Annotated in this window: 15 protein-coding genes and 1 tRNA gene; 2 read left to right on the top strand and 14 right to left on the bottom strand. The window is 51.8% G+C overall.

What is annotated here, in order from left to right:
* Positions 1-224: 224 nt before the first annotated feature.
* The 5 genes from OO017_RS15880 to rpmH all read right to left on the bottom strand — a co-directional run bounded on the left by OO017_RS15880 (position 225) and on the right by rpmH (position 3878).
* Positions 225-740 carry a DUF2480 family protein gene (locus tag OO017_RS15880; RefSeq protein ID WP_266053641.1) on the bottom strand — a complete coding sequence of 172 codons (516 nt, stop codon included), beginning with the start codon at positions 738-740 and terminating at the stop codon, positions 225-227.
* An 11-nt stretch (positions 741-751) separates the two neighbouring features.
* Positions 752-1450, bottom strand: a complete 699-nt coding sequence (gene tsaB, locus OO017_RS15875) for a tRNA (adenosine(37)-N6)-threonylcarbamoyltransferase complex dimerization subunit type 1 TsaB (protein ID WP_266053640.1) — start codon at positions 1448-1450, stop codon at positions 752-754.
* 136 nt (positions 1451-1586) lie between these two features.
* Positions 1587-3236 (bottom strand): S41 family peptidase, encoded by a 1650-nt coding sequence (locus OO017_RS15870; RefSeq protein ID WP_266053639.1) that lies wholly within the window; start codon positions 3234-3236, stop codon positions 1587-1589.
* A gap of 28 nt (positions 3237-3264) precedes the next feature.
* Positions 3265-3675 (bottom strand): ribonuclease P protein component, encoded by a 411-nt coding sequence (locus tag OO017_RS15865; RefSeq protein ID WP_266053638.1) that lies wholly within the window; start codon positions 3673-3675, stop codon positions 3265-3267.
* Between the two features lie 41 nt (positions 3676-3716).
* Positions 3717-3878: a 50S ribosomal protein L34 gene (rpmH, locus tag OO017_RS15860; RefSeq protein WP_071784616.1), complete on the bottom strand. Its 162-nt coding sequence runs from the start codon at positions 3876-3878 to the stop codon at positions 3717-3719.
* A 722-nt stretch (positions 3879-4600) separates the two neighbouring features.
* Between rpmH and OO017_RS15855 the strand changes: the two genes are divergently transcribed.
* On the top strand, positions 4601-6316 hold the full coding sequence (locus OO017_RS15855; protein WP_266053632.1) for a M61 family metallopeptidase: 1716 nt from the start codon (positions 4601-4603) through the stop codon (positions 6314-6316).
* Between the two features lie 88 nt (positions 6317-6404).
* Here OO017_RS15855 and OO017_RS15850 read toward each other — a convergent pair whose 3' ends face one another.
* The 7 genes from OO017_RS15850 to OO017_RS15820 all read right to left on the bottom strand — a co-directional run bounded on the left by OO017_RS15850 (position 6405) and on the right by OO017_RS15820 (position 12627).
* Positions 6405-7643 carry an NAD(P)/FAD-dependent oxidoreductase gene (locus OO017_RS15850; protein WP_266053630.1) on the bottom strand — a complete coding sequence of 413 codons (1239 nt, stop codon included), beginning with the start codon at positions 7641-7643 and terminating at the stop codon, positions 6405-6407.
* A gap of 130 nt (positions 7644-7773) precedes the next feature.
* On the bottom strand, positions 7774-7974 hold the full coding sequence (locus tag OO017_RS15845) for a hypothetical protein (RefSeq protein WP_266053628.1): 201 nt from the start codon (positions 7972-7974) through the stop codon (positions 7774-7776).
* Between the two features lie 186 nt (positions 7975-8160).
* Complete coding sequence (locus OO017_RS15840; RefSeq protein WP_266053626.1) at positions 8161-9084, bottom strand: PfkB family carbohydrate kinase; 924 nt, start codon at positions 9082-9084, stop codon at positions 8161-8163.
* A 92-nt stretch (positions 9085-9176) separates the two neighbouring features.
* Positions 9177-9253 (bottom strand) — tRNA-His (locus OO017_RS15835).
* Between the two features lie 338 nt (positions 9254-9591).
* Complete coding sequence (locus tag OO017_RS15830; protein WP_266053624.1) at positions 9592-9960, bottom strand: DUF6980 family protein; 369 nt, start codon at positions 9958-9960, stop codon at positions 9592-9594.
* A gap of 2 nt (positions 9961-9962) precedes the next feature.
* Complete coding sequence (locus OO017_RS15825) at positions 9963-11297, bottom strand: dihydroorotase (protein ID WP_266053622.1); 1335 nt, start codon at positions 11295-11297, stop codon at positions 9963-9965.
* Positions 11298-11400: 103 nt separating this feature from the next.
* Complete coding sequence (locus tag OO017_RS15820; protein WP_266053620.1) at positions 11401-12627, bottom strand: serpin family protein; 1227 nt, start codon at positions 12625-12627, stop codon at positions 11401-11403.
* 177 nt (positions 12628-12804) lie between these two features.
* On the opposite strand from OO017_RS15820, the gene OO017_RS15815 reads away from it, so the two are divergent.
* Positions 12805-14163 carry a DEAD/DEAH box helicase gene (locus OO017_RS15815; RefSeq protein ID WP_266053618.1) on the top strand — a complete coding sequence of 453 codons (1359 nt, stop codon included), beginning with the start codon at positions 12805-12807 and terminating at the stop codon, positions 14161-14163.
* A gap of 612 nt (positions 14164-14775) precedes the next feature.
* Here OO017_RS15815 and OO017_RS15810 read toward each other — a convergent pair.
* Complete coding sequence (locus tag OO017_RS15810; RefSeq protein WP_266053616.1) at positions 14776-15246, bottom strand: hypothetical protein; 471 nt, start codon at positions 15244-15246, stop codon at positions 14776-14778.
* Between the two features lie 178 nt (positions 15247-15424).
* A complete protein-coding gene (gene upp / locus OO017_RS15805) occupies positions 15425-16081 on the bottom strand; it encodes a uracil phosphoribosyltransferase (RefSeq protein ID WP_266053614.1) in 657 nt (218 codons plus the stop codon).
* Positions 16082-16166: the final 85 nt, after the last annotated feature.

The following is a 16166-nucleotide window of genomic DNA, read 5'->3' as shown; positions in this document are numbered from 1 at the left end:
GCCGAACGGGGATGCAAAAGTAGCCAGAAGATCCGGCTTTCCAACACCCGGCCCCAAAAAAAGACGTGCCAACACCGGAAACGGCTGAGTGAGAGCGGGAAATGTTTTCAGGGCTTCGCTATCTGTTTGTCCAGCTGACAATTTTTACTTTCGGACGCTTAGAAATAACAAAAAGGGAGCATGATTTAGTTCATCATGCTCCCCATTTTTCATTCTGTATACTATTATACGTTCTTAGGCTTCTTATATAAAGGCACCGTACTGCATGGTTCGCCATACATAATACTTGCGGCCACTGGCAGGAGCTTGCGCATTACCTCTACATAGGCATAAGTAGGTACTGGTATACTTCCACAACCCTTCACCACTACCTTGGCATCGCGGTACTCTTCCATATCTACTTTCGCGATTGCTTCCTGTAGCAATGCCTGCTCCAGTGCCTCCAGATTGCCGAACACATAGTAGTTAGCGTGGTTCTGAAGCTTTGACGCCAACAGCATATATGCCCAGGTAGGAACAATGGCATCCACAGAACAGGTAATGGCAATGTTCTTACCGGCATACTGCGACCAATCGTGATCTTTGACGAAAGCACGGAAATCCTTCTCCCGAAGGATCAGCCCCTGGAACAGGTTCTCTTTTATATCATACACCAAACGCTCTCCCGGGTGCAGCAGCTCCTCCAGGTTCAGGGTTACCAGCGCACTTTGCGCCACGCGGTTCACTATTTCTTCTGACATGGTTGTTTCTCCTATTTCTTAGCTCCTTTAGTCGGGCTTGTTATGTAAACATCCTTCAGGTAGAAGGGTTCATAATATGCTACGTCCTCAAATGCCTCCTGCTCATACTTGGGCAGCGCCAGCATACCAATGGTTTTAGCCGTTGGCAACACTCCCTCAATAAACAAGGCATTCGCCTCAGTGTTTACCATACTTTTAAACTTGGTGGCACCGCTCCCGAAAAAGATGACCGGCTTTTCCTTCAGCCTTTCCTCAAAAGTGTGTTCCTCCAGCACCACCGGCGCGATTGGCTCCACCTCTTGCAGATCATGCGTAAGCAGGCAAGTATAGACTTCCATGCGGCGGGCATCCAGCATCGGGCAAAACAGGAAGCGCTCGGGGTTCGGCGTCATCGCGATCACCTGAGCGGCCAGCCCATATAAAGTAGAGACCTCCAGCAGCGGGATGTTAAGCGAGAAGCATAGCCCCTTGGCTGTGGATGTACCAATACGCAGGCCGGTATAAGAACCCGGCCCACCCGAAACCACCACAGCGCTCAGGTCCTGCAGGGTAGCCCCGCAGTTCTCCACCAACTGCGACACCATCACGGTGATGTGGGAAGAGTGTGACTTCTCGATTTGCAGCTCAGAGGCCCCCAGTAACTGCTGGTCCTTATATAAGGCTACAGAGCAGACAGTGGTGGATGTTTCGAGCGCGAGCAACAGCGGCATGGGCAAGTATAGTTATAGTTTAAAGATATTCACAAAATTACGCCAAGCTGGCGAAGCCTCCAAAAGTATCACCATTCTAAAACAAAAGAGGAAGGCACTGCTGTACCTCCCTCCCCTGCTTGTGTATTTTATACTTTTAATTCGTCTTCAGGTACGACTTATACTTCACCGGATCGTTAAGCACCTGCACAGCTGCCAGAATATCCGGATCATCATCGAACGATGACTCTATATATCCCTTCTGCAGGTAGTAGCGCGAGGCAATCTCCGCCTCCAGCATCTCCTGTATCTCAGGGCGGAAGCGGGTCAGGTCGTTTGACTTATTGTGCGATACCTTTTTCCGGATCGCCTCCAGCTCTGACTGAATATCATCGTAATGCTTGCCATCCTTGGCCTTCGCGGCTACATCTTCCAGCTCGCTTTCGATGGCTGTGGTATAGGATACATCTTTATTCTCCAGGTAAGCCACGAATTTCTTGTATTCAGCATCGGTCAGCTTGAACTCCTTGGCCGGCGGAATGCTCGGGTGCTCCAGTTTATACTTATTGGCGTAGTCGAAGAAGTAGCCCTTGCCTGCAATGGTTCTCGTGATCTCGGAGTAATCCGGTTGCACTACCGCCACATCAGGGCTCACGCCACCGCCATCGTACACCACTCTGCCGGACGCAGTTTTAAAGGCCACACGCAGCGAGTCCGGAATCTTGCCCACGCTGCCATCTTCGTTGCGGTGAGCGTAATCTATTGCCTGAATGCAGCGGCCGCTTGGTATGTAATATTTAGCTGTGGTTACTTTAAGTTGGGAGTTGTAAGAAAGCGGGCGGGTAACCTGCACCAGTCCTTTGCCAAAGGTGCGCTCGCCTACCAGCACGGCGCGGTCATAGTCCTGCATTACACCAGCCACAATCTCGGAGGCCGAGGCGCTGCGCGAGCTGGTGAGCACAACCAGCGGCATCTCCAGGTCCAGCGGCTCGTCCAGGGCCTTGTAGGTTTTGTTCCACTCCTCTACTTTGCCTTTGGTGCTTACTATATCGCGGCCTTTCTCCACAAAAACGTTCGAGATGTTCACGGCCTCGTGCAGTAGTCCGCCCGGGTTATCGCGCAGGTCAAACACGATCTTCTTGGCGCCCATCTCTTTCAGCTTCTGCACTGCCGTTTTCACTTCCTTGCCTGCATCCACGGTAAAGCCCGACAGCTGCAGGTAACCGATCTCGCCATCCAGCATACCATAGTATGGCACATTATCAACCATGATGTTCTCGCGCATCAGTTCCAGGCTCCTGGACTTGCTCTGGCCGTAGCTACGCACCTCCAGTTTTATACTTGTGTTGGCCTGCCCCTTCAGCAACTTGCTCACCTCCTCGGTAGACTTATTCCTTACATCCACCCCATTTATTTTCAGGATTTCGTCGCCGATGGCCAGTCCGGCTTTATGGGCCGGGGAGCCCTCGTAAGGCATCTGCACCATTACCTTGCCGTCGCGGCTACCAATAATAGCGCCAATGCCGCCATACTGACCGGTAGTCATGGTACGGAAATCCTCAATATCATCTTCGGGAATGTAGTTGGTGTAAGGGTCCAGCGACTTCAGCATGGCATCGATGCCGGAGCGCATCATCTGTGCAGGGGGCACATCGTCTACATAGTAGGTGTTTACCTCTTTAAAAAGCGTGGCAAAAACATCGAGGTTCTTGGCTATTTCGAAGTACCGCTCAGAGTCGGTTTTAAAGGAAACGAGGCCGAGGGCAAATATGCCGACAAAAAGGCCAGCTATAGATTTTTTATACATAATATCAGGCTTAAGGGGCGTAGTGAGTCTACTTATTTAGACAACGCTCCAAACCTGAAATTAGTTTTTTTTGAATAGACTGGAAGGATTTTTTTTCCTTTCCGATATACAGGATACCCAGCAGGCCTGGCGCCTGTTCCGGGTGCTGCAACAAGAGGTGCTTGTTAAGGCGGTATGCCTCACGCATTTGCCGCTTCAGGCGGTTGCGGTCTACGGCACGCTTAAAGTAGCGCTTTGAAACGGAGATGAGTACCTGGGTTTGCCCAGGCGGCAGGTCCTGCGGCGTGTGGTACACGAACCGCAGCGGATACAAATTAAAAGAAGAACCCTTGGAGAAAAGCAGCGAAATGAGCCGCTTACTGCACAAGTGTTCTTCTTTCGAAAATGTATAACTGTTAGGCTGGCCGGCCTGCTGTTCGGTAGCTGCTGCTGAATCCATTAGCGGCTATGCAAAAGCAGAACCAATTCCTGCATCAGGAATTAAGCAGCCTTATGTCTTTTCTCGCTAGAAACTGTAAGTCTCTTTCTGCCTTTGGCTCTTCTGCTGGCCAATACTCTTCTACCGTTAGCGGTTTCCATTCTAGATCTGAAACCGTGCTTATTTCTTCTTTTTCTCTGAGAAGGCTGGAATGTTCTTTTCATCGTCTGCCAATGGTTTTATTATGGCCTGCAAAATTAGTAAACCTTTGTAGAATAGCAAAGTCTGCCTCAGATTTTTTGTAAAAAGATGCAGAGAGGCTGAGGAATCGCTGTTGGAACAGTCTTGATGAAGAATGGGATTGTGGTTTTGCTGCTGTGATTGTTGCGTTTGTTTATACTTCTGATGTTCTTTTTAGGGTTGGTTTATACTTTCATAGCCGCAGCTTTCTGCAACTTGAAGCAAGCTATACTTGCTAGCTGCCGTTCATCCTCAGCCTTACAAACCTATCGTTTCATCTCCGGCTGTGGAGCCCTCAAGGCCGGGAGGCCTCGTCCTCGGGCATCGCGCTGTGTTCCCTCCTGCGCTTGCGCGCTGCCACTATCGTGGCACCGGATCTCACAAGGCGCTCAACCCAAGGACTGGGATCAGGTTCGATAGCCGCCGCCTTTGCTATGGAACAGTATGATTCCCCCCTTGGCCCAGGAGGGGCAGGGGTGGTTGGAGCCAGTGTTGCCGAAGACACCGAACCCAATGCGAGAAAAGCTATGGCTGACAATCGGTTACTGATCAATTCTGATTGGAAAATCAGAATTGGCGTTAGTTCATTCCCTTGCCTTAGCCGCACTATACATATACTTGCCTTTCCGCTTTCCCTGCTTATACTTGTATCACTTTTGCGAACTCCAAAGTATAAACTGATTCATCAGCAGGATAAGTATAAACTATGATCCATTACCACCTCTCCTTCCAGAACCCGCTCACGCACTTCGTAGATATCAAAATCACTGTAAAAGATAACCAACAGCAGGATTTATACTTGCAGCTACCCGCCTGGCGACCCGGAAGGTATGAACTGCAACATTTTGCCCAGAAGCTCCGCGCCGTAACAGCCGAGGCAAACGGTAATAGCCTGCACATCGAGAAAGTGACGAAAGACCGATGGCTGGTGCAGACTGGCGGTGCCGAGGAAGTGGAGATCAGTTACAGCTTTTTTGCCCGCCAGATGGACGCCGGCGGCTCGTGGCTGGATGAGGCGCAACTATACCTGAACCCGATCAACTGCCTGATGGCCGTAGTTGGGCGCGAGCAGGAACCTTGTCAGCTGAAGCTGGAGCCGCCCCAGGAGTGGCAGATTGCCTGTGGCTTGCCCGTAACTGAAAAACACACGCTGGAGGCCAGGAATTTCGATGAGCTGGCCGACAGCCCCTTTATTGCCAGCGACAGCCTGAAGCGGGAGACTTTCAAGGTGGAAGGCTACACGTTCCATATCTGGATCCAGGGCGATTGCCAACCCGACTGGGAAAAGATAAAGCAAGACTTTGAGGGCTTTACCAAAGAGCAGCTAGAGGTGTTCGGGGATTTTCCGGTGCAGGAGTACCATTACCTGAACGAGATACTGCCTTACCGCTTTTACCACGGCGTGGAGCACAGCCACTCCACCGTTATCACGCTGGGGCCGGGCGAGCTGCTGATGGCACCAAGCCTGTACAAGGAGTTTGTGGGCGTGAGTTCGCACGAGCTTTTCCATACCTGGAACATCAAGAAAATCCGGCCGAAGGAGATGCTGCCTTACAATTTTGCGCAGGAGAACTACTTTAAAACCGGATACGTGGCCGAGGGCATCACCACCTATTACGGCGATTACATGCTGGCCCGCAGCGGCTTCTTCACCGCCGAGGCATACTTCGAGGAGCTCAACACCAGCCTGCAGCGCTACTTTGCCGACTACAGCCGCGATAACCTCTCCGTGGCAGACTCCTCTTTTGACCTCTGGCTGGACGGCTACAAGCCGGGCATCCCTGACCGTAAGGTATCCATCTACATCAAAGGCGCCCTCACCGCCATGCTCCTGGACCTGCAGCTGCGCAAGGCCACCGGCAACAGGGTAAGTATGGACACGGTGATGCGGCAGCTGTGGGAACGTTTCGGCAAGAAAAACATCGGGTACACCGAGCAGGATTACGCGCAGCTGGTGGGTGAGGTTGCCGGACAGTCGTTCGAAGCATACTTTGCTAAGTACATTAACGGCACAGAAAGTATAGAACCGGCCCTGGATGAGGCACTGCGCCATGTGGGCTGCACCTTGGCCGAGCAGCAGAACCCACTTGCTTACGAAGGCAAGTATGGTTTCAAGATATCCTCGGAGGGAAGTATGAAAATAACCGCTATCGCCCCGGGCTCCCCGGCCAGCGAACTGCTAAGTATAGACGATGAACTGGTGGCCCTGAACGGGCGCAAACTGGAGAACAACCTGCAGCAATTGCTGGCACTGGAGCCAGAGGAGGTAGAACTGGCCCTGTTCCGGGAGAAGCAACTGCGCGTGGTAAGGCTGGAGGCGAACGATAAAAGCTTCTACAGCAAGTATACCGTGCAGAAACGCAAGGATGCCACAGCAGCAGAAAAGGAGAATTTCAGGCTGTGGCTGAAGCAGGAGTTTTAGCGAGGGCTTTTTCCATTGATGCCTCCGGCCTCATTTGAGTTACAAACTCGCGCCAGCTAAAAGTTTATACTTGCAGCCGATAAGTTCTTTAATTAAAAAGCAGCTTGGCGTAGAATGATGGCTGCCGTAGCCGCTCGCGCAGGTCCAGGTCGTTGAACATGCAGGAGATGGTTTCGGCCAGGGCCTGGTTCTTAGACGCTTTGCTGGCCACCTTATCGAAAAGCCAGGGGTAGTTGAGGAGCTTCTGCATCTGCCGGCTAAGTTTTAGCTCTTTCCAGAGGCGGTTGTATACCGCTTTATCGTAGCCCTGCATAAAGCGCGCGGAGAACTCCTGCTGCTGCAAACACTTTTCGGCCTGCTCCGCCGCCCAACGCCCGCTGATCATGGCGTTGCTGATGCCCTCGCCGGTAAAAGGGTCTATCAGCGCACCCGCATCGCCTAACAGCATGTAGTTATCCCCGGAGATTACCCGTTTGCGGGAGCCAAGCGGCAAGCCAAAGCCCCGAATGTCATCTACCAGCTCTGCCTTAGCAAAACGCTTCTGCAGCTCGGGGTGCGAGGCGATCATCAGCTGCATCTCCTTTTTCAGGTTCACCTTTTTGCGGCTCACGGCACTGCTCAGCATGCCCACGCCCACGTTGGCGTGCCCATCCGGCAGCGGAAAGATCCAGAAATAGCCTGGCAGGAAATCCTTGAAGAAATGAAGTTCGATAAAACCGTCGGCATCCATACCCTCCACTCCTTTGTAGTAAGCCCTAAGACCCGCGCAGTAGTGCTCCGGCTCCTGCTCCAGCCCTGCCACATGCCGCGTAAACCCCGACTGTGCCCCGTTGGCTACTAAAAGCAGTTTTGCCTGCACCAGCGGCTCCCCTTGCTTACCTGAAAGTATGAAGCCGCCCTCCGGCTCTCGCTCATACTTTGCCACGTCCACGTTCTCCCAAAGCGCAATCTCCGGCCTAAGCCGCACTTGCTCTATCAGAAAGTTATCGAAATGGATGCGTTTGGAGATGTAACCGGCAGGTATGTCCTGGCCGGGGTTATAATTATACTTAAACGGCACACTTAATTTATGGCCTCCGGGCGATATGAAATGGATGCCCCAGGATGGGAGTGCCTCCTGCTGCTGCCCCAGCTGCTCAGGTAGGTCGGGGGCAATGCGCCGCAGCTCATTTACCACTTTGCCGCTGAGGGCATCGCCGCATACTTTATCACGCGGGAAGGAGGCTTTATCTAACAATAGAGACGGAATGCCTTTGTTGGCAAGGTGCAGCGCGGCGGTGGCTCCGGCAGGCCCGGCGCCTAGAATACAGATATCGGTTTTATGCATGTCTGGTTGTAAGGCTCCCTAAAGATAGGAAGAACCCTCTTTAACCGCACTGCACGGGCATAAAAAAGAGAAAGCCCTTGTCAAGAACTTTCCCTCAGTAGTTTTCATAGCTTATTTTGTGTCGAACGCCTTACTTCTTATCATATGGCGTGTTGTTACCGCCCTTTGCCAGGTTGCGGTTTGGGTTTTGCACTTTAGTAGCGTCTTTGTTTAGTTTATTACGTACCGGGTTATCATCAATATTACCCATTGGTTTATTCTGATCCACCTGGTTTGGATTGTTTTTCTTCAACTCATCCAAACTCTTTTTATTTTCATTCTTGATGCTCATAGCTTGTTTTCCGAATAGTGTATATTATGTTTTACACCATCCGGCCGTACTTTGTTGCACTTAGATGCTGCGCCTTGTACTTTAGAAGCCGCCTGCAGAGCTTTCAAAAGCATTTTAGTTGCACTATATTTTAAACAAAAAAGGGAAGCCTAAGCCTCCCTTTTTATACTTTATACTTTGCGGTGCTTACTGCAGCACGGTATCAAACGCCACCAGGTTCACGAACTGCTGCACGCGGTTGTCTATCTCTTCCTGCGTCAGGTTTTTCAGACGCTCTGTTCCGAATTTCTCTACGCAGAACGAGGCCATCGCCGAACCGTGGATCACGGCGCGCTTCATGCTCTCGAAGCTGATGTCGCCGGAGTTGGCCAGGTAGCCGATGAAGCCGCCCGCAAAGGTGTCGCCGGCTCCGGTTGGGTCAAACACCTCTTCCAGCGGCAGGGCTGGGGCGAAGAACACCTTCTCCTCGTTAAACAACAGGGCGCCGTGCTCTCCTTTTTTGATGATCAGGAATTTCGGCCCCATCGCCATGATCTTTTTGGCAGCCTTCACCAGCGAATACTCGCCGCTCAGCTGGCGCGCCTCCTCATCGTTGATAGATAGCACATCCACCAGCGCCATTGTCTCTTTCAGTTCCTCCAGCGCGATATCCATCCAGAAGTTCATGGTGTCCATCACGATCAGCTTCGGCTTCTGCGTCAGGCGCCCGATCACGGTTTTCTGCACCTGTGGCGCCAGGTTGCCCAGCATCAAGAACTCACAGCCCTGGTAAGCATCCGGAATGATCGGGTCGAAGTCGCCCAGCACGTTCAGCTCCGTCACCAGCGTTTCGCGGCTGTTCATGTCGTTAAAATAGCGGCCAGACCAGAAGAAAGACTTCTCGTTCTCCTTTACCTGCACGCCTTCGGTGCTGATGCTGCGCGCGTGCATCAACTGGATGTGGTCCTGGTCGAAGTCGCCACCCACCACGGAAACCACGTTTACCGGCTTCACAAAGTATGAGGAAGACAGCGAAATGTATGTTGCCGCGCCACCCACGATCTTATCTGTTTTTCCGAAGGGAGTCTCCAGCGCATCAAACGCCATCGAACCTACTACTACTAAGCTCATATTTTAAATTTTGAATGAGTGATTTTTGAATGAGTGAATAGACGCTCATGCAATACAAACGAAAAAGCCCTTGAAGGTTTGCTTCAAGGGCTTGGGGTGGAAGATGGGGCTCGAACCCACGACCCCCAGAATCACAATCTGGTGCTCTAACCTACTGAGCTACAACCACCGTGTCTCAATTGAGAGTGCAAATATACGCACGAAATCACACAATGCAATACCCTAAGCGCATTTTTGCTGAAAAAATTCACCTATTGAAGCGTAAAAAAACTTAACCAATTAAAGCAAAGCGTGTTGCTATAGATTAAATTTCGGAGTTAAACCCACCCCTGCCCCTCCCAGGAGGCGATTTCTCTGTAGTACCTAACTCCCCTCCTCAGAGGATTCCGCTGGCGCGGGTTTGCAACCCGTGCCTTACTATATTGTCGGATTTGTAATCCGACTGGGCCAGAGGCCCACACTATAGCTGGTCACGAGCGTGGACGCTCGCGCCATACTTTTAGTCTTCTACCTACTCAGCTTGCTACCGCACCACGGGCAATAGTTGATCACCACCATCGATGCGCCGCCGTCATGTATAGGTATGCCGTACAGGCCTTCGTCCCATTTGTTGATGATCACCTCCGGGTCATCATACTTGGTTTCGCCTTCCTCATCCATGCTTTGAAAGACTTTATCGGCCATCATCATGCAACAGTAGCTTTCGTAGTCAAAGCCCTGGCTTTTTAGCTTTTCTGCGGTTGCCCAGTTGTAGCAGGCCTCGTCTTCGTGTATGGCATCGGCATACGCCTCATACGCTTCAGATTCCAAAACTTCTTCCGGCAGTTCCTTTCCGAAGAAGCGGGCATGCAGTTCTTTAAATCTCTCCAGCTCCATACTTACCTGTCGAACAGCATTCTCTCCCCTTTCTTGCTTTCATCGAAGCTGCCGTTGGCAAAGGCCAGGTGGCCGGAAACGATCGTATGGGTAATAGTGCTGCTGAACGTATGGCCCTCGAACGGCGACCAGCCGCATTTATAATAAGTATTCTCTTTGGTAACAGTGTAAGGCTTGTTCAAATCCACCAGCACCAGGTCGGCCCAGTAACCCTCGCGGATATAACCACGCTCACGCACGTTGAAAAGTATGGCCGGTGCGTGGCTCATCTTTTCCACCATCTTCTCCAGCGACAGCTTGCCCTGCTTCACGAACTCCAGCATCATCTGCAGCGAGTGCTGCACCAACGGCACCCCCGACGGCGCTTTTTTATACTTGCCCTGCTTCTCCTCCCAGGTATGCGGCGCGTGGTCAGTGGCAATCACATCCAGCTTGTCCTCCAACAGCCCTTTCAGCAAGCCTTCTTTATGGCGATGCTCCTTGATGGCCGGGTTACACTTTATCTGTGCGCCATACTTGTCGTAGTCCTCCTTATCAAACCATAGGTGATGCACACATACTTCTGCGGTGATGCGCTTCTGCTCCAGCGGAATGTCGTTTCTGAAAAGCTTTAGTTCCTCTTCGGTGGAGATGTGCAGAATGTGCAGGCGCGTGTTGTGCTTTTCAGCCAGTTTCACGGCCAGGTAAGATGATTTAAAGCAAGCCGCCTCGTTGCGGATTTCCGGGTGGCATTTTATCGGAATGTCCTCCCCATACTTCTCCTCGTAAATGGCCATGTTATCGCGGATGGTTTGCTCGTCCTCGCAATGCACCGCTATCGGCAGCTTGGCTTTGGCAAAGATCTCCTCCAGCGTTTCGGCGTTATCCACCAGCATGTTCCCCGTGGAAGAGCCCATGAAAATCTTGATGCCGCAAACCGTGTTCGGGTTGGTAAGCAGCACCTCGGCCAGGTTATCGTTGGTGGCCCCCATGTAGAAGGAGTAGTTGGCCAGCGAGGTTTCGGCGGCTATTTTATACTTGTCCTCGAGCAGTTCCTGCGTGGTGGCATTTGGCACGGTGTTGGGCATCTCCATAAAGGAGGTGGTTCCGCCTGCCACAGCCGCGCGAGCCTCTGTTTCGATGTTGGCTTTATGCGTCAGCCCCGGCTCGCGGAAGTGTACCTGGTCATCAATCACGCCTGGCAGCAGGTGCAGGCCGGAGGCATCGATGGTTTCGTCTGCCGCTGCGGTTATACTTTGCCCGATCTGCGCGATGCGCCCGTCTTGCACCAGCACATCGGCGGTGGTTATACTTCCTTCGTTTACGAGTTGTGCGTTCTTTATGAGGATAGATTTCATGCTGCTAAGATAAGTACTGAACAAATTTAACACATTATCTTGGTTTGCCCTGAAATCTATACCCTTTGTTGAACTGGCGGCGAAAAGCTGACGCTGCCTCTCCTTATTCTGGCTGCATCAGCTTGCCTATAAAAAGTATGGCGTTAGAAGATTTTTCCCTGATCATGAAAATAAAGGGCCTGTCTATACGATAAGGGGAAGGATTGGCCGATGTAACCTCAATGCCAACGGAGGTAACGGCTGCCGCTTCTGTTCCTTCTTCGTTCACTTCCACAAACGTTTTATGCATCACTTTAGAGATGGCCAAGCCTGGGTTACCTTCCACCATACGGCTGAAATCGGCATTTCCAGTAAAAGCTACGCCCATACCCAGCTGTGTCAGCATATCATTAAGTTTTTCCTTGTACTCCAGCTTAAATTTCGGCATAAGTAATTCATGTCCGGAGGTATCCGCAGATGCCAACCAGGTTTTTAAATTGACTGCGCTTAGCTCCTGCACCACATCCTGCACTTTATGCTGCCCGGTAGGAATAACAAGTGTCATGCTAAACTGCTCGTTGCCGTAAGGCAAGTCAATGATTCGCTTGCTGGCATCCTCGTAACTCAAGTATTTCCCTTTCTTCAGCCACATAAAATCGTGAGTAACCGTGCTGCCGTCTTCCAGGAAAAATGCACCGGGCTTGGTCAGGCTCTTATCGAACTTATAGGTCCAGGTGCCTTTGAAGTAGATGGCATTCAACAGGAACAGCACATCGTTGGCAGAAGTCTCCTCAATTATACTTGTGATCTTGCCGCTGGTCTTTTCCTTTACCCAGTTGTTCATCTGGTCCTTGGCAGCCGGAGAGGAGAAATTGAGCCCTTGCACCGTTGCATCAAAGTATGTTTTGTTCAGCTCTACAAACGGAGTCCGCAACGTATAATCTTTGTTGTGCCAGAGCGAGTTGGCTGAGGTAAAAACCACTTTCTTATCGATGCCCTTCAGCAGCGCAGCCAGTTCCTTGTAAGACTTGTTTATGTCTTCATCAGAAGCCAAATCAAAGCCCAGGGTCTGCCGCATGGCTTCTTTGGTTGTACCGTCCGCACCGTTGTAGGTCATAGTCAACGCCATGCTGATGCTCAGGGGAGAGATGAACACGTTATCGTCCTCTTCCTCGCTTAACTTGGCAAAGGAGCGAAACGCGAAATCATTGGAACTTTCTATTGTTTTCTGCTCCTGCACCGAGAGCGGCCGCACATTCGGCGTGTTATCCTCCACATCCTCTGGCTGGCAGGCGGAAAACAGAAGGGCCGCAGCGGCAGCTATACTTAGGAAGCGTAAATTTCTGTACATGGGCAGTAGGTTAGCTTAGGTTGTAGTCTTCTTTTCTTCATGACCCTTTTGTGAGGCAAACAGTTGCAATGGCATTCTAATATAGTACGTTGCCCTGCAGTAATTTAACCACTCAGCCCCGTTTGCGTTTTTTCCCGTACCTTTGCAGATCAACACAAAGTATAATTTACCATTGCCATGGCCGAAGAAGCAGAGAAAGAGATAAGCACGTTCGAGGATTTTAAGCTGAACAAACAGCTGCTGAACGCCATTGAGGAAGCCGGCTACGAAAAGCCTACGCCCATACAGCTGCAGGCCATCCCGATCATCATGGCCGGGCACGACATACTGGGCATCGCCCAAACGGGAACAGGCAAGACAGCTGCTTTCCTGCTGCCGCTGCTCATGAAGGTGAAGTATGCGCAGGGCCAGCACCCGCGCGCCCTCATCATCGCTCCTACCCGCGAGCTGGTGATGCAGATAGAGGAGAACATTACACTACTGGCCAAGTATACCGACCTGCGCCACATAGCCATCTACGGCGGACTCGGGCCTAAAACCCAGATCGAAAACATAAGCAAGGGCATCGATATACTGGTGGCTACGCCCAAGCGCCTGATGGAGCTTTACCTGAAAGGCGACCTTATCCTGAAAGACCTTAAAACGCTGATCCTGGACGAGGCTGACAAGATGATGGACATGGGCTTTATGCCACAGATCCGCCAGCTGCTGGAGGTGATACCGCGCAAGCGCCAGAACCTGCTTTTCTCGGCTACCATGCCGGATAAAGTGGTGGAGCTGTCGGAGGAGTTCCTGGAGTTCCCGACTCGCGTGGAGGTGACGCCACAGGCCACGCCCGTTGAAACAGTTACCCACGTGCTTTACCGCGTACCGAACCTGCGCACCAAAATAGAGTTGCTGGAGCACCTGATACAGGATGAAGAGTCGTTGAACCGCGTGATCATCTTTACCCGCAGCAAGAAAAATGCAGAGAGCGTGTCTAAGTTCCTGGAGCACCGCAACTACGGCGAGGTGCGCGCCATACATGGCAACAAGGGCCAGAACACGCGCATCAACTCGATGGAGGCTTTTAAAGGCGGCGACGTACGCTTTTTAGTGGCAACCGATGTGGCAGCCAGGGGCATCGACGTAAGTATGGTGAGCCACGTGATCAATTTTGATGTGCCGCTGATTTACGAAGATTACGTGCACCGCATTGGCCGTACGGGCCGCGCCGAGCAGGAAGGCGCCGCCATCACCTTTGCCACCGATGCCGAGATGTACCACGTGCATAAGATCGAGAAGATCATCCGGATGCAGATACCGCAGGTGCCGATGCCTGAGAGTGTGAAGGTGTTCGACACGCCGTTTGAGGAGCAGCAGGAGATGGCGATGGAAATAGACCGCCAGAAGCGCCGCGAGAACCCTGACTTTAAAGGCGCTTTCCATGAGAAGAAAGGCCGTCACAAATCAAACTTTGAGAAAGGCAAGAAGAAAGGCGACCCGAAGAACTCCTTCTGGCAGAAGACCAGGAAAAAAGGAAGCCGGAAGAAATAAGTTTGAACCAGCAGTCAGAAATGGCTGCTGGTTTTTTGTCTAGGTTATACTTTTTGGCTATACTGTCATACTTGCCTCTCCCGCTGTTCCGGACATCCCTGTCCGGAACCTCTCTGCCGCGGATTTCCTAATCCGCGCAATCCGTACTTTATACTTCCCTAGCCGCTGCTTTCTGCAATTTGAAACAAGCTATACTTGCTAGCAGCTGTTCATCCTCAGCCTTACGAGCGACTCGTTTCACCTCCTGCCTTGGCTCCCTCCAGCCCGGGAGGGCTCGTCTTCCCGCATCGCGCTGTGTTCCCTCCTGCGCCAGGGCGCTGCCGCATGCGCGGCACCGGATCTCACAAGGCGCTCAACGGAAAGACTGGGAACATTTTCCAATAGCCACCGCTGACGGAGCATGAGCAGAACTCCCCTCCTTGGACAAGGAGGGGCAGGGGTGGGTTTACACCTTCGCACACACAAGCCTCGACCTGTCCGCACAACAACACCAGCCATGAAACTTACACTTTCTCTCCCTGCTCAAGCTAAAAGCCTGCACAAAAAAAGCCGCAAGTATAACTTGCGGCAGCAGTTCATGATGGATGTTGGTCGCTCCTCCGAGCAGCTAACTTACCAGAGCTTTATACTTAGAAACAGCCCCTCAGCCAGCTGGCCAAACTCGAACACCATCAGGTTAAGCAGAGCACTCCAGAATACGGCGCTCCAGAGCATATGGAGGAAGATATTTTTACGGGGCGCCCCAAACAGGGCAACCACTATGGTCCCGAAGATCGGGGTAAGCAGAATTGGGGTCAGAAATGCAACACCTGGCACACCGAAACGCTGCCACACCTGCACAATGCGGCGGTTTTTCTTGTTAAACATCGGCTTCTTCATGGCCCGACGCCGCGCAGAAAACCATTTAGACACTGCCTGACCAATTATAGAGAAAATAACAACGCTGGTCATCATGCCTGCCACCGTCAGCAGTGCGGTCTCAATATAGCTCAACCCTAGCGACATACCGGTTAAGGGTCCTCCGAAGAATTTCACCATACTCACCAGGTACACCGAAAGGTACTTTACTATTTCTACAAACACAGTGTTCTACGTTAAGCGAATTGTACTATAATTATGCAAAGGTCGCAACAATAGTGTATACGAAACCAAAGTAAATAGAATGCATAAAAATCCTAACAAACTATTTACCCAAACCGCTAACTCATCCCCTTTTGCACAGGTGCAGGCATAACAGAAAAGTAATCCCCTGAAGTTGATGTTAAATCTTAGGCCCGAATGCAAGGTCGCCGGCATCGCCGAGGCCAGGCACAATGTATGATTTCTCGTTGAGGTGATCGTCTACGGCACCCAGCCATACTTGCGCCTCCGGCACCTGCTCCCGCACATACGCCAGCCCCTCGGGGGCGGCAATGGCTGCGGCAATGTGCACCTGCAGCGGTTTACCGTGGCGCAGCATGCCCTGGTAAGACTTCACCAGCGAGCGGCCGGTGGCCAGCATCGGGTCGGCCAGGATCAGGATCTTGTCGTGCAGGTTTACCGAGGCCAGGTACTCCATGTTTATCTGCAGCTGCGTATTCTCCTCCTCCACACGGTAGGCGCCCACAAAGGTGCTGTAGGCCTTATCAAAATAGTTGAGCATACCCTGGTACAACGGCAAGCCGGCCCGAAGTATAGTGGCCAGCACAGGTTGCTCGGCTAGCAACTGCATCTGCGTTTGGGCCAGCGGCGTAGTAATGGGAACCTCTTTATACGGCAGCGTTTTGGAAATCTCGTAGGCCAGCAGTTCGCCCAGGCGCTCCAGGTTACGACGGAAGCGCAGGCTATCGCCATGCACATGCACATCGCGCAGCTCAGCTATATAATGGTTCGCAAGCGATGGGGTCTGGGTAAGGATGTGTACGTTGTTATTTTCCATGATAACTGCCGGGTATAAGTTAAGAGCCTAAAGATACCAAGTAGCAGCCCTTGCTCCAAAGCCGATGGCAAATTTCGGTTATGGC

It is taken from the genome of Pontibacter anaerobius, assembly GCF_026241195.1.
In the GTDB taxonomy this organism is placed as follows: domain Bacteria; phylum Bacteroidota; class Bacteroidia; order Cytophagales; family Hymenobacteraceae; genus Pontibacter; species Pontibacter anaerobius.
This window is presented reverse-complemented; position numbering and strand designations above follow the sequence as displayed.